The following is a 13901-nucleotide window of genomic DNA, read 5'->3' on the forward strand; positions in this document are numbered from 1 at the left end:
CCGCCTGACGCACCGTGACGGGGTGGTCAGGGGCGGAGGCGGAGGCCGCGGGGGGTGGTGCGGAAGCCGGCGGCGGTCAGGGCGTCGCGCAGCGGCGACGAGCCGACAGACTCGCCGTCGGCGCGTTCCACCGAGATCGGGCCCAGCGCGCCGGAGTGGACGGCGTCGGCGAGCGCCTTGCCGGCGGCGGCCAGCACGTCGACGTCGTCGGTGAAGGAGAGCAGCGTCCGCCCACCCCGCTCCACGTAGAGCGCCAACCCACCCTCGACCAGCACGACCAGCGCCCCGGCCTTGCGACCCGCCCGGTGCCCGCTGGTCCGCGGCGATGCCGCGTCACCGGAGTCGACGGCCCGCTCCGGCCAGGGCAGTGCCGCGCCGTACGGGTTCGCCGGGTCGGTGGCGGCCAGCACCACCGTGGCCCCGCCGCGAGGCCGGCCACCGTCGAGTGGGTCGGCACCGGCGCGGATCCGGTCCACCGCGCCGGGCACCGCGAACTGCGCCGCGCCCAGCCCGTCGACGAAGTATCCCCGCCGGGCCGCGCCGCGCTCCTCCAGCGCGGCTAGCACCGGGTAGACCGCCGCGAAGCCGCCCGCCACCTGCTCGGCCACCACCGCGCCCCGGGTCAGCACACCGTGCCGCTCCAACAGGAGGTCGGCGAGGGCGGCGGCGCGGCGGGTCGGGTCGGTGTCCCGCGCCGGCAGCCGGGACCAGCGTCCGGCCACCGTCGGCGGGCCACCGCGACTCGGCAGCGCCAGCCGTCCCGGTCGGCGGTAACGGCTGCGGGCGGCGGTCGGGCGGGCGCGGTGCGCGCCACCGGCGCCGAGGACCGCCCGCAGCGGAGCAAGGGTGTCGTTGGTGAGGTGGCCGGCCCAGACCAGGTCCCAGATGACGGCGGTCAGCTCGGCGTCGTCGGTGGCGCCGACCCGGTCGGCCAGCGGCCGGAAGAACAGGGCCTGCCCGGCGTCGAGCGCGTCCAGCACCGCGTCGTGCAGGGGCGTACCCGCGAGGGTCTCGTCCGGTGGCGGCAGCAGCAGCGCGGCCGAGTCGGCGTACGCCAGGCTGACCCAGCCGTCCCCACCGGAGATCGCCCCCGCGCCGGCCCACAGCACCTCGCCACTGGCGCACAGCTCGTCGAGCTGGGCGGGGGAGTAGTCGGCGACCCGGGCCGGCAGCACCAGCCGTTCCAAGGCCGACGCGGGCACCGAGGCACCCTGCAACTGCTCGACCGTCGCGGCCACCGCCTCGACCCCGCGCGCCGAGGAGCCGACCTGCTGCCAGCGGGGTAGGAAGGTCGCCAGGGCCTGCGGTGGTACCGGCTCGATCTCGCGGCGGAGCGCGGCGAGGGAACGGCGGCGCAGCAGGCGCAGCACCTCGGCGTCGCACCACTGGGTGCCGGCCGTGTCCGGGGTGAACTCGCCGGAGACCACCCGGCCGGGGGCGGCCAGCCGGCGCAGCGCCTGCTCGACCACGAAGACCCCGAGCCCGAACCGGGCCGCGCAGCTCGCGGCCGTGAACGGGGCGTGGGTGCGGGCGTACCGGGCCACCAGGTCGCCGAGCGGGTCGGCAACCGGTTCGAGGTACGCCTCGGCGACACCGACCGGCAGGGCCACGCCGAGAGCGTCCCGCAGCCGGCCGGCATCCTCGACGCCGACCCAGCGTTCCTGCCCGGCGATGCGGACCCGCAGCACCCGTCGGGCGGCGGCCAGGTCGGTGAGCCACGCCTCGGGCACTCCGCGTTCGGCCAACTCGGCGGTGCTCAGCTCGCCGAGCTGCCGGAGCAGTTCGATCACGTCCTCGGCATCGCGGGCCCGACGTTGCGGGGTCAGCCAGCGTAGTTGCCGCTCGGTCTCGGCGAGCACCGCCGGGTCGAGCAGCTCGCGCAGGTCGACCCGGCCCAGCAACTCACCGAGCAGGGCCGAATCCAGGGTGAGGGCAGCGGCCCGGCGTTCGGCCAGCGGCGCGTCGCCCTCGTAGAGGAAGGCACCGACGTAGCCGAACAGCAGCGAGCGGGCGAACGGGGACGGCCGGGCGCTCTCCACCTCGACCAGGCGCACCCGGCGGCCGGCCAGGTCACGCATCACCTGGGTCAGGGCGGGCAGGTCGAAGACATCCTGCAGGCACTCCCGCGCCGCCTCCAGGGTGACCGGGAAGTCGGCGTACTCGCGGGCCACGTCGAGCAGTTGGGCGGCGCGTTGCCGCTGCTGCCAGAGCGGCTGGCGGCGGCGCGGATCGCGGCGGGGCAGCAGCAGCGACCGGGCGGCGCACTCCCGGAACCGCGCGGCGAACAGCGTCGAGGTGCCCACCGACTCCTCCACCAACTGCGCGATCTCCTCCGGGTCGAAGGCCACCACGTCGGCGCCGGGCGGCGTGTCGGCGGTGTCCGGCAGCCGGACCACGATCCCGTCGTCGGCGGGCATCACCTGTGCGTCGACCCCGTAGCGCTCGGCGAGCCGGCGGCCGATGGCCAACGCCCACGGTGCGTTGACCCGGGCGCCCAGGACGCTGTGCACGGCCAGTCGCCAGTCACCCAGCTCGTCGCGGAAGCGTTCGACGACCACCGTCCGGTCGTCCGGCAGGGCCCGGGTCGCCGCCCGCTGCTCGTGCAGGTAGGTCAGGAGGTTTCCGGCGGCCCAGTCGTCCAACCCGGTGGCCCGCAGCGCGGCCGTGGCCTGCTCGGTGTCCTGCCGGAGCAGGGCCCGTACCCGGGCGCCGATCGCCCGGCCCAGTTCCACCGGCCGGCCCGGCTGGTCGCCCTTCCAGAACGGCATCTTCGCCGCCTGCCCAGGTGCCGGGGAGACCAGCACGCGGTCGGGCGTGATCTCCTCGATCCGCCAGGAGGAGGAACCGAGCAGGAAGATGTCTCCGACCCGGGACTCGTAGACCATCTCCTCGTCCAGCTCGCCGACCCGGGCGGCCCGTTCCGCCCCGGCCAGGAAGACGCCGAACAGCCCCCGGTCGGGGATGGTGCCACCGCTGGTCACCGCGAGCCGTTGGGCGCCGGGACGGCCGGTCAGCACGTCGGTGGCGCGATCCCACACCAGGCGGGGGCGAAGCTCGGCGAAGGCGGTGGACGGGTAACGGCCGGAGAGCATGTCCAGTACGGCGTGCAGCGCGGAGTCGGGCAGCTCGGCGAAGGGCGCGGCCCGACGGACGACGGTCGCCAGGTCGCCGACCCGCCACTCGTCGAGCGCGACCATCGCGACGATCTGCTGGGCGAGCACGTCCAGCGGGTTGCGGGGATGGCGCAGCTCCTCGATGGCCGCCTCGCCCATCCGCTCCGCGACCACCGCGCAGGAGAGCAGGTCGCCGCGGTGCTTGGGCAGGACCACCCCGCGCGACACCGCGCCGACCTGGTGCCCGGCCCGGCCGACCCGTTGCAGGCCGGCGGCCACGCTCGGCGGTGCCTCGATCTGCACGACCAGGTCGACCGCGCCCATGTCGATGCCGAGTTCGAGACTGGAGGTGGCCACCACCGCGGGCAACCGGCCCGCCTTCAGCGCCTCCTCGATCTGCCGGCGCTCCTCCCGGGAGACGCTGCCGTGGTGCGCCCGGGCGATCACCGGCGGGGCACCGGACACCGCGCCGGCCTGGGCCATCATCTCGGCAGGTGTCCGAGCCGCCGGGCCGGTCGCGGGTGACGTCGCCGTAGCAGTCTCGTCGGCGGCCAACTCGTTGAGCCGGGCGCAGAGACGTTCGGCGCTGCGTCGGGAGTTGGTGAAGACGATCGTCGAACGGTGCGCCCTGATCAGGGCGAAGACCCGCTCCTCCACGGCCGGCCAGATGGATGCCGTGCGTGGACCGGCGAGATCGTCCTCCGGCGGCGGCTGCTCGTCGAGGCGGGTCATGTCCTCCACCGGCACCTGGACGCTGACCTCGATCGTCTTGGCGGTCGCCGGGGCCACCACCTCGACCGGGCGGGCGCCGCCGAGGAAACGGGCGCACTCGTCCAGCGGCCGGACGGTGGCGGAGAGCCCGATGCGCTGTGCCGGGGCGGGCAGCAACTGGTCGAGCCGCTCCAGGGAGAGCGCCAGGTGGGCGCCGCGTTTGGTGCCGGCGACCGCGTGCACCTCGTCGACGATCACGGTCTCGACACCCCGCAGCGAGTCCCGCGCGGCCGAGGTGAGCAGCAGGAACAGCGACTCCGGCGTGGTGATGAGGATGTCCGGCGGGGTGCGGGCGAAGGCCCGCCGCTCGTCGGCGGGGGTGTCGCCGGTGCGCATCCCGACGGTGATCTCCGGCGGGGGCAGGGCGAGCCGGGTGGCGGCCTGCCGGATGCCGGTGAGCGGGGCGCGCAGGTTGCGTTCGACGTCGACCGCGAGCGCCTTGAGCGGGCTGACGTAGAGCACCCGGCAGCGTCGCCGAGGATCGGCCGGCGCGGTCTCACGGGAGAGCCGGTCGAGGGACCACAGGAACGCCGCGAGGGTCTTGCCGGAACCGGTGGGCGCCACGACCAGGGCGTGTCGGCCGGCGGCGACCGCGTTCCAGGCGCCGGCCTGCGCCGCCGTAGGTGCGGCGAACGCCGCATCGAACCACTCCCGGGTCGCCGGCCCGAACCGGGAGAGCACCCCCTCGCCGGAGGCCGTGCTGGTGTCCGCCACGCACCCATCCTGCCCCCGGGCACCGACATTCGTCCGCCGCGAGTCGGGGCGGCTATGTCGTGTTAAGGCGTTTAAGGCTACTTGCACCGAGAATCCGTTAAGTCTTACTTAACTGCTTGCTCTGGCGAGGCAACATAAAGTAACTTCACCCGGGTCGTGGTGAGCGGTGGAGGGGGCGGGATGGCCGTCGAGGAGCGGAGGTCGGGCCCCGGCACCGACATCCTGATCCGCAAGGTCGACAGCCATGTCACGGCGCTGCGTGCCGGGCTGCACGGCGCGGATCTCGAGTTGGCCGAGCGGCTCGCCAGTTGCCTGCGCGAACTCGTCGTCTCCACCGCGCAGGCCAGCGCGGCCGACCGCGCCCAGGTGCGGGCCGCCGTGCACTACTTCGTCCTGCGTCGGGAAAGCCGTGGGAGGTTGCTGTCCGTGCGGTCCCTGGCCGCCGCGCAGCGACTGGTCAACAAGGCCGCGGCCCAACTTGGTCGGGCAGACCTGGTGGTCGAGGGGCGTCCGGTGCGTGGCGGCGGAAGCGCCACGACGGATGTTGCCGCGCACAGCTGATTCGGTCTTTCCCCGTCTTCAGCCGCATTGACGGCGAAAGTGTTTTTATCTCGGAAAAAGCATCCATAGCGCGCTGATCTGTCGTCTGATCGCTGCTAGACCCCCAACCCCCATGGGGCGTCGCGGCCACCTCGACCGGGAGCGCGCGTGCTCGTACTGCTGATCCTGCACCTCGTGGCGGCCGTCGTGGCGCCGCCGCTGGTTCGCCGGTGGGGTCCGCGCGCCTGTTACCTGCTGGCGTTGGTGCCGGCGGCCGCCTTCGGCTGGGCACTGGTACGCACACCCGACGTGACGCACGGCGGTGCGGTCGTCGAGACCTACCCGTGGATTTCGGAACTGGGGTTGGATCTCGCGCTGCGGATGACCACCCTGTCCTGGCTGATGACCCTGCTGGTGGGCGGGGTGGGCGCGTTGGTGCTCGGCTACAGCGCCCGGTACTTCCCGCCCGACGCGCTCGGCAACTCACGGTTCGCCGGGGTGCTCGTCGCCTTCGCCGGGGCGATGCTCGGGCTGGTCCTCGCCGACAACCTGCTGCTGCTCTACGTCTGCTGGGAACTCACCACCGTCTTCTCGTACCTGCTGATCGGCCACAGCACCGAACGGCGGTCGAGCCGTTGGGCCGCGGCCCAGGCGCTGACCGTGACCACCCTCGGTGGCCTGGCCATGCTTGTCGGGTTCCTCATGCTCGGTCACCACGCCGGCACCTACCGCTGGTCCGAGCTGGCCCAGCAACCGCTGCCCGGTGGGGCGTACCTGGTCGTCGCGGTACTGCTGATCCTGCTCGGTGCGCTGTCGAAGTCGGCGGTGCTGCCGTTCACCTCGTGGCTGCCGGTGGCGATGGCCGCACCGACACCGGTCAGCGCGTACCTGCACGCGGCGGCGATGGTGAAGGCCGGCGTCTACCTGCTCGGCCTGCTCACCCCGGTGCTCGCCGTGATCGGTCCGTGGCGTCCGGTGGTGCTGGTCGCCGGCCTGGCCACCATGCTGGTGGGTGGCTGGGCGGCACTGCGGCAGACCGACCTGAAGCTGCTGCTCGCCCACGGCACGGTCAGCCAGCTCGGACTGCTGACGGTGGTCGTCGGGGTGGGCACCGCGGACGCCGCGCTCGCCGGTGTCGCCATGCTGCTCGCCCACGCGTTGTTCAAGGCGGCGCTGTTCCTCGTGGTCGGCGTGATCGACCATGGCGCCGGGACCCGTGACCTGCGCGAGTTGTCCGGGCTGCGGCGCACCGCACCGGTGCTGACCGGGGTGGCCGTGCTCGCGGCCGCCTCGATGGCCGGGCTGCCACCGCTGTTCGGCTTCGTCGCCAAGGAGGCCGTGTTCGCCGCCTTCGCCGACCAGCCGCTGGTGCTGGCGGTGCTCGTCGTCGGCACCGTGCTCACCGTCGCGTACAGCATCAGGTTCATCTGGGGCGCGTTCGCCGACCGACCCGGCGCCGACGCCACCGACCTGGGCCGGATCGCGCCGTCGCTGCTGGCCCCACCGACCCTGCTGGCCGTCGTCGGGCTCGTCGCGGGCCCCGCCGCGGGAGCGCTGGACCAGCTGCTCCGCCCGTATCCCGAACTCTTCGGCGCCGTCGGGAAACACCTGGCGCTGTGGCACGGGCTCACCCCGGCGCTCGGCCTGTCCGCGCTGGCGCTGGTGGGTGGCACCGCGCTGTTCGCGCTGCGCGGCCCGCTGGCCCCGGTGCTGGCCCGGCTGCGCTGGCCGGTCACCGGCCAACAGGGGTACGAGTGGATCACCCACCGCTTCGACCGGGTCGCGTTGGACGTCACCAGCGTCACCCAGCGGGGTTCCCTGCCGCAGTATCTCGGCCTCATCCTGATCGTGCTGGCCGCGGTGCCGGGCGGGACGGTGTTCCTCATCGAGCCCTGGGAACAGCCACTGGAGCTGTGGGCCACTCCCGCGCAGCCGGTGGTGCTGCTGGTGGTCTGCGTCGCCGCCCTGCTCGCCGTGGGTGCCCGTCGGCGGTTGACCGCGATGCTGCTGGTCGGCATGACCGGTTACGGCACCGCGATGCTGTTCGTGCTCTACGGCGCGCCCGACCTGGCGCTCACCCAGTTTCTCGTGGAGACGATGACCATCGCGATCTTCGTGCTGGTGCTGCGTCGACTGCCCGAACGGTTCTCGACCCGGCCGCTGCGGCGCAGTCGCTGGATCCGGCGGACGATCGGCGTGATCGTCGGTACGACCGTTGCCGCGCTGGCCGTCGGTGCCGCGGCGGCCCGGCAGGCCCGGTCCATCTCCGAGGAGTTCCCGCACCTGGCGGTCGAGGAGGGGCACGGACGCAACGTGGTCAACGTGACCCTGGTGGACATCCGCGCCTGGGACACGCTGGGGGAGATGGCGGTGCTGGTGGCGGCGGCCACCGGAGTGGCGAGTCTGATCTTCCACCGGTCCCGTACCGGCCCCCGTCCCCGGCGTCGGGAGGTCGCCGAGGACGAGGCGCCCGCAGGTCGGGCGGTCTGGCTGCGTGGCGGGGCGACGCTGCACGAACGGCAACGGTCGATCGTGCTGGAGGTGGTCACCCGACTGATCTCGCACACCGCGGTCCTGTTCTCGCTCTACCTGCTCTTCTCCGGGCACAACGCGCCCGGCGGTGGCTTCGCCGGAGGGCTGGTGGCCAGCCTCGCGCTGACCATGCGGTACCTCGCCGGTGGCCGGTACGAGTTGGTCGAGGCGGCGCCGATCGGTGCCGGCACCGTGCTCGGTGCCGGCCTGCTGCTCTCGATCGGCAGTGGCGTGGTCTCCCTGATCGCCGACGGCACCGTGCTGGAGAGCACCACGGTCGACCTCTGGCTGCCCCTGGTCGGTCACTTCTACCTGGTCACGTCCCTCTTCTTCGACATCGGCGTCTACCTGGTGGTGATCGGTCTGGCGCTGGACGTGCTGCGCAGCCTCGGCGCCGAGGTGGACCGGCACATCGAGGCGGCCGGCGGGGCCGGGGGCGGGCTCGCCGGCCAGCGAGGGGAGGCACGGTGAGGGCCGCCGGAGCGAACCTCGTCTCCTTCATCACGATCGGGGTTCTCGTCGGCTGTGGCGTGACCCTGCTGCTGGAACGCAGCCTGAGCCGGGTCCTGCTCGGCGTCATCCTGATCGGCAACGGCGTCAACCTGTTGATCGTCTTCGGCGGCCGGTCCGGCGAGGCGCCGGTGGTCGGCGTCAGTGACGAGGCGGCGATGAGCGACGCGCTGCCCCAGGCCATGGTGCTCACCGCCATCGTGATCACCTTCGGCTTCACCGCCTTCCTGCTGGCGATCAGCTACCGCAGCTGGTACCTCAGCGGCGACGACGAGGTGCCCGACGACATAGAGGACCGGCAGATCGTCCGCCGGAGAGCCCAACGGGAGGTTTCCGCCGCCGATCTCACCGGCGAGCCGCCGACCGCCGATCCGCAGCAGGTCGACGCACCCGCCCCACCGCGCGAGGAGGGCCCGGGATGAGCCGGTACGCGTCGACCGGACCGGACCGGAGGCGGCGATGAACACGCTCGTCCCGCTGCCGGTGGTGCTGCCCGTGCTGGGTGCCGCGCTGACCCTGCTGCTGGCGGGCCGGCCGTGGACCCAGCGGACGGTGAGCGTGGGTTGCCTGAGCACCAGCCTGGTGGTGGCGGTCGTCCTGCTGGTCCAGGCGTACCGGCAGGGCCCGCTGGTGGTACAGCTCGGCGGCTGGCCGGCGCCGGTGGGCATCGTGCTGGTGGCCGACCAACTGGCCGCGCTGATGCTCGTGGTCTCCTCGGCGGTGACCCTCTGCGTGCTGCTGTACTCGATCGGGCAGGGCCAGGCGGAGGTCGGGGAGCGGTCGCCGGTGGCGATCTTCCACCCCACCTACCTCGTGCTGACCGCCGGGGTGTGCAACGCGTTCCTCGCCGGTGACCTGTTCAACCTCTTCGTCGGCTTCGAGATGCTGCTCGCCGCGAGCTTCGTCCTGATCACCCTCAACGGCACCGGGCCACGCATCCGGACCGGCTCCACCTACGTCGTGGTCAACGTCCTGGCATCGATGATCTTCCTGATCTCGGTGGGCCTGGTCTACGCGGCCACCGGCACGCTCAACCTGGCACAGCTCACCGCGCGGCTGGACGCGCTACCGGGCGGCGTACGGCTGAGCCTGCAACTGATGCTGCTGGTGGCCTTCGGCATCAAGGCGGCGGTCTTCCCGTTGTCGGCCTGGCTTCCCGACAGCTATCCCACGGCACCGGCCCCGGTCACCGCGGTCTTCGCCGGCCTGCTCACCAAGGTGGGCGTGTACGCGATCATCCGGACCCAGACCCTGCTCTTCCCGGACCAGCGGGCCGGGGAACTGCTGATGGTGGCGGCCGGCCTGACCATGCTCGTCGGCATCCTCGGCGCGGTGGCCCAGTCGGACATCAAGCGACTGCTGTCGTTCACGCTCGTCAGTCACATCGGTTACATGATCTTCGGAGTGGGGTTGAGCACGGTCGCCGGACTGGTCGGCGCCATCTTCTACGTGGTCCACCACATCACCATCCAGACCACCCTGTTCCTGATCTCCGGACTGGTCGAGCAGCGGGCCGGCAGCACCGACCTGCGCCGCCTCGGCGGGCTGGCTCGACTGGCGCCCCTGGTGGGCGTGCTCTTCTTCGTCTCGGCGATGAACCTGGCGGGTATCCCGCCGTTCTCCGGCTTCCTGGGCAAGCTCGGCCTGCTCCAGGCCGGCGTCGCCGTGGGCGGTCCGCTGCCCTGGACACTGGTGGCCGTCGGTGCCGTGACCAGCCTGCTCACCCTCTACGTGGCGAGCCGGGTGTGGAACATCGCCTTCTGGCGCTCGCCCTGCGAAACGGTCGCGCCGACCGCTCCGTTGCCCGCGCTGATGGTCGGCGCCACGGTCGCCCTGGTGGTGCTCGGCGTGTCGTTGACCTTCCTGGCCGGACCGTTGTTCGACTTCACCGGGCGGGCGGCCGCGGATCTGATCGAGCGCACCCCGTACGTGCGTGCCGTGCTGCCTGGCGGGACGTCATGACCACGCCGGCGGCGCCGGACCGGCGGACCCGGGTCGGCCGGTGGCGTGACCAACTGATCGCCTACGGCTGGCTGGTGCTCGCCTGGAACCTGTTCTGGGGGGAGTTCACCTGGGGCAACCTGCTCGGTGGGCTGCTGACCGCCGGCGTGGTGCTGCTGTTCTTCCCACTGCCGCCGGTGACCTTCCACGGCCGGCTCCGGCCGTGGGGTCTGCTGATCTTCGGCGGCCGGTTCGTCGTCGAGCTGGTCCGGGCCAGCGCCCACGTCGCCCGGATCGCGGTGCAACCGGGCTACACGCCTCGTTCGGCGATCATCGGCGTGCGGCTGCGGGTGCCCACCGACCTCAACCTGGCCCTCACCGCCGAGGTGCTCTCCCTGGTGCCCGGCACCTTGATCATCGAGGTGGACCGGGACGCCGGAATCCTCTACGTGCACGTGCTCGACGTACGCGGCCCCGCCGCCCTCGACGCCAGCCGTGACCAGGTCCGCGCCGCGGAAGGGCGGATCGTCGCGGCGATCGGCTCGACCGCCGAACTACGCCGGACGCGTACCCGAGAAGTGGACAAGGAGTTCCCGTGACGATCTTCCTCGCCGTCGTCCTCACCAGCCTGCTGTCGGTGACCGCGCTGCTCGCCCTCGTCCGCCTCTACCGGGGTCCGACGCTGCTGGACCGGGTCGTCGCCGCCGACATGCTGCTCGCCACCATGGTCGGCGCCGTCGGCGCGGAGGCGGCGGTCAACCGGCACGCCACCACCCTGCCGGTGCTGGTGGTGCTCGCCCTGCTCGGCTTCGTCGGATCCGTCTCGCTGGTCCGCTTCGCCGTCCGGGACCGGCCGTGACACCGGGCGCCGTCGCGGACTGGCTGGCCGCGGTCAGCCTCGTCACCGGTGCGCTGTTGAGCCTGGCCGCAGCCATCGGGGTGCTGCGCTTCCCGGACACGCTGAGTCGCATGCACGCGGCCACCAAGCCGCAGGTGCTCGGCGTGCTGCTCCTGCTGCTGGGGGTGGGTCTGCGGCTGCGCAGCCCGGCCGACCTCGGCATGATCGTGCTCGTCGGGCTCTTCCAACTGGCCACCGCCCCGGTCGCCGCCCAGATGATCGGGCGGGCCGCGTACCGGGCCGGGCGGGTGGACCGGGACCTGCTCGACGTCGACGAACTCGCCGACCACTGAGCCGTCCCGCCCTGCGGACACAATGAGTAAGCACACCCGCCCGGCCCGGGCCACGCCGCCGGTAGAATGACCACATGATCGACTCTTCTGCCCAGGAGGGCAGCAGTAGCCAGCCGGGTAGGCCCCGGCATCCCCACGCACCGACGACCCCGGGAGCCCTGAACCTCCCGTGTTGATCCTCGTCGGTCTTCTTCTGATCGTTGTCTTGACCGTCGCGACGGGGTACTTCGTCGCGCAGGAGTTCGGCTACGTCGCGGTCGACCGCGGCAAGCTGAAGCAGCTCGCCGCCGAAGGTGACCAGGCGTCCGTCCGGGCCCTGGAGGTCACCGGGCGGCTGTCGTTCATGCTCTCCGGCGCACAGCTCGGCATCACCGTGACCGCCCTGCTCGTCGGCTACGTCGCCGAGCCCTACCTCGGTGCCGGCCTGGCCGAGCTGCTCGGCGTGGCCGGTGTCTCCACCGGCGTCAGCCTGCCACTGTCGGTCGCGCTGGCCCTGGTCATCGCTACTGTGGTGCAGATGGTGGTGGGGGAGCTGGCCCCGAAGAACCTGGCCATCGCCCGACCCGAACAGGTGGCCCGGGCGTTGTCCCGGTCCACCCTGGTCTACCTGGCCATGGCCGGGCCGCTGATCAAGCTCTTCGACAAGTCCGCGGTGCGGCTGCTGCGGCGGGTCGGCATCGAGCCGATCGAGGAACTGCCCAGCGGTGCCACCCCGGAGGACCTGGAACAGATCATCGCCGAGTCCCGGCTGGAGGGGCATCTCGACGCCGACATGTCGGAGCTGCTGGACCGGGGGCTCGACTTCCGGCAGTTGACGGCCGGCGAGGCGATGGTGCCCCGGGTGGACGTGCACACCGTGCGCGCACACGAGCCGGTGAGCCGGGTGGTCGAGCTGCTCGACACCGGCCGCTCCCGTTTCCCGGTACGCGGCGCGGAGGGCGTCGACGACCTGGTCGGCGTGATCGGCATCGCCGACGTGCTCCAGGTACCACCGGCCGAGCGGGCCGCCACCCCGGTCAGCGCGGTCGCCGTACCGCCGCTGCTGGTACCCGAGACACTGCCGCTGCCCACCGTGCTGGACCGGCTGCGCTCCGGGCACCGCCAGCTCGCCTGCGTGGTCGACGAGTACGGCGGTTTCGCCGGGGTCATCACGCTCGAGGACATCGCCGAGGAACTGGTCGGCCCGATCCGCGACGAGGACGACCCGCCGGAGCGGGCCCCGACGCGGCAGGAGGACGGCTCCTGGGTGGTACCCGCCCGCTGGCGCATCGACGAGGTCGCCGACAGCACCGGCATCGCCCTGCCCGAGGGCGCCGAGTACGACACCCTCTCCGGGCTGGTCATGCGGGAGCTGGGCCGGGTGCCCGAGGTCGGTGACCGGCTGGAGATCAGCCTGCCGGCCGACGGCGAGAACGGCCAGGTGCCGCCGCGCGCCCTGGTCGAGGTGCTCGCGGTGGATCGGCACGTGGCCGACTCGGTCCGCCTCCAGGTCACCGACGGGCATTCGGAGGTGACGGCATGAGCACCGGATTCGCGCTGATCACCTCCGTGGTCCTGCTGGCGCTCAACGGCTTCTTCGTCGCCGCCGAGTTCGCCCTGGTGGCCAGCAAGCGGTACCGCCTGGAACAGGCGGCGGCGAGCGGTGGCCGGGCGGCCCGGGCCGCTCTCGACGGCGTACGCGAGCTGTCGCTGATGCTGGCCGGTGCGCAACTCGGCATCACCCTGTGCACGCTGGGCCTCGGCGCGCTGGCCGAGCCGGCGATCGAGCGGCTGCTCAGCCCGCTGCTGCACGCGGTCGGCGTGCCGTACGGCGCCAGCCACGTGATCGCGCTGATCTTCGCGCTGAGCCTGGTCACCTTCCTGCACCTGGTGGTCGGTGAGATGGCACCGAAGTCCTGGGCGATCACCCACCCGGAGCGCTCCGCGCTGCTGTTGGCCCTGCCGTTCCGGGCCTTCGCCCGGGTGGCCCGTCCGGTGCTGTCGGTGCTCAACGCGGTGGCCAACGCCATGCTGCGGCTGGTGAAGGTGAACCCGCAGGACCAGTTGGCCCAGGTGCACGGCCCGGACGAGCTGCGGATGCTGCTCGAACAGTCCCGGGAACACGGACTGCTCGGTGCCGCCCAGCACGAACTGCTCACCAGCATGCTGGAGTTGCAGGGCACGACGGTCGCCCAGGTGATGGAACCGTTCGACCGGATGGTGACCGTGCGCCGGGACGATCCGGCGGACCGCATCGAGCAGGTCAGCCGGGACAGCGGCCGGTCCCGGCTGGCGGTGCTGGACGCCGCCGGTGACGTCTGCGGTCTGGTGCACGTACGGGAGGCGGTGCGGGCCACCGCCGGTCGACCCGACGCCACCGCGGCGGACCTGATGAACGACGCCATCACGCTGCCCGACACCGCCACCGTGACCGAGGCGGTGGCCGTGATGCGGGCCCGCCAGTCCCAACTCGCCCTGGTCCGCAACGGTGGCGGCCCCACCCGGCCGGTCGGCTTCGTCGCGCTGGAGGACCTGCTGGAGGAGGTCATCGGGGAGTTCGACGACGAGACCGATCCGATCCCGCGCGCGGTACGCCGGCTCAGATAGGGG

Annotated in this window: 10 protein-coding genes; 9 read left to right on the plus strand and 1 reads right to left on the minus strand. The window is 72.7% G+C overall.

From position 1 onward, the window contains the following. Positions 1 to 26: 26 nt before the first annotated feature. Positions 27 to 4598, minus strand: a complete 4572-nt coding sequence (locus O7597_RS19555; protein WP_281580351.1) for an ATP-dependent helicase — start codon at positions 4596 to 4598, stop codon at positions 27 to 29. Between the two features lie 180 nt (positions 4599 to 4778). Between O7597_RS19555 and O7597_RS19560 the strand changes: the two genes are divergently transcribed. The 9 genes from O7597_RS19560 (at position 4779) to O7597_RS19600 (ending at position 13898) form a co-directional block, all read left to right on the plus strand. After that, positions 4779 to 5159, plus strand: a complete 381-nt coding sequence (locus O7597_RS19560) for a hypothetical protein (protein ID WP_269739299.1) — start codon at positions 4779 to 4781, stop codon at positions 5157 to 5159. Positions 5160 to 5306: 147 nt separating this feature from the next. After that, positions 5307 to 8141, plus strand: a complete 2835-nt coding sequence (locus O7597_RS19565) for a Na+/H+ antiporter subunit A (protein ID WP_281580352.1) — start codon at positions 5307 to 5309, stop codon at positions 8139 to 8141. Next, positions 8138 to 8602, plus strand: a complete 465-nt coding sequence (locus tag O7597_RS19570) for a Na(+)/H(+) antiporter subunit C (protein WP_269739297.1) — start codon at positions 8138 to 8140, stop codon at positions 8600 to 8602. The genes O7597_RS19565 and O7597_RS19570 overlap by 4 nt, the downstream gene beginning before the upstream one ends. 37 nt (positions 8603 to 8639) lie before the next feature. Then, positions 8640 to 10142 carry a Na+/H+ antiporter subunit D gene (locus tag O7597_RS19575; RefSeq protein WP_269739296.1) on the plus strand — a complete coding sequence of 501 codons (1503 nt, stop codon included), beginning with the start codon at positions 8640 to 8642 and terminating at the stop codon, positions 10140 to 10142. Next, positions 10139 to 10720: a Na+/H+ antiporter subunit E gene (locus O7597_RS19580; RefSeq protein WP_281580353.1), complete on the plus strand. Its 582-nt coding sequence runs from the start codon at positions 10139 to 10141 to the stop codon at positions 10718 to 10720. Before O7597_RS19575 ends, O7597_RS19580 begins: the two co-directional genes overlap by 4 nt. Next, entirely contained in the window at positions 10717 to 10980 is a 264-nt protein-coding gene (locus O7597_RS19585; protein ID WP_164445627.1) for a monovalent cation/H+ antiporter complex subunit F, read from the plus strand. The genes O7597_RS19580 and O7597_RS19585 overlap by 4 nt, the downstream gene beginning before the upstream one ends. Next, positions 10977 to 11312 (plus strand): monovalent cation/H(+) antiporter subunit G, encoded by a 336-nt coding sequence (gene mnhG / locus O7597_RS19590; protein WP_269739293.1) that lies wholly within the window; start codon positions 10977 to 10979, stop codon positions 11310 to 11312. The genes O7597_RS19585 and mnhG overlap by 4 nt, the downstream gene beginning before the upstream one ends. 169 nt (positions 11313 to 11481) lie before the next feature. Then, on the plus strand, positions 11482 to 12834 hold the full coding sequence (locus tag O7597_RS19595) for a hemolysin family protein (protein ID WP_281580354.1): 1353 nt from the start codon (positions 11482 to 11484) through the stop codon (positions 12832 to 12834). Next, entirely contained in the window at positions 12831 to 13898 is a 1068-nt protein-coding gene (locus O7597_RS19600) for a hemolysin family protein (protein ID WP_281580355.1), read from the plus strand. The genes O7597_RS19595 and O7597_RS19600 overlap by 4 nt, the downstream gene beginning before the upstream one ends. The last annotated feature ends 3 nt before the right edge of the window (positions 13899 to 13901 follow it).

This window comes from Verrucosispora sp. WMMC514 (assembly GCF_027497295.1).
GTDB lineage: Bacteria > Actinomycetota > Actinomycetes > Mycobacteriales > Micromonosporaceae > Micromonospora > Micromonospora palythoicola.

What these genes read in the sequence shown, in the direction of transcription:
- O7597_RS19560 (WP_269739299.1), top strand. Translation starts at nt 4,779, where the DNA reads ATGGCCGTCGAGGAGCGGAGGTCGGGCCCCGGCACCGACATCCTGATC.
- O7597_RS19600 (WP_281580355.1), top strand. Translation starts at nt 12,831, where the DNA reads ATGAGCACCGGATTCGCGCTGATCACCTCCGTGGTCCTGCTGGCGCTC.
- O7597_RS19575 (WP_269739296.1), top strand. Translation starts at nt 8,640, where the DNA reads ATGAACACGCTCGTCCCGCTGCCGGTGGTGCTGCCCGTGCTGGGTGCC.
- O7597_RS19580 (WP_281580353.1), top strand. Translation starts at nt 10,139, where the DNA reads ATGACCACGCCGGCGGCGCCGGACCGGCGGACCCGGGTCGGCCGGTGG.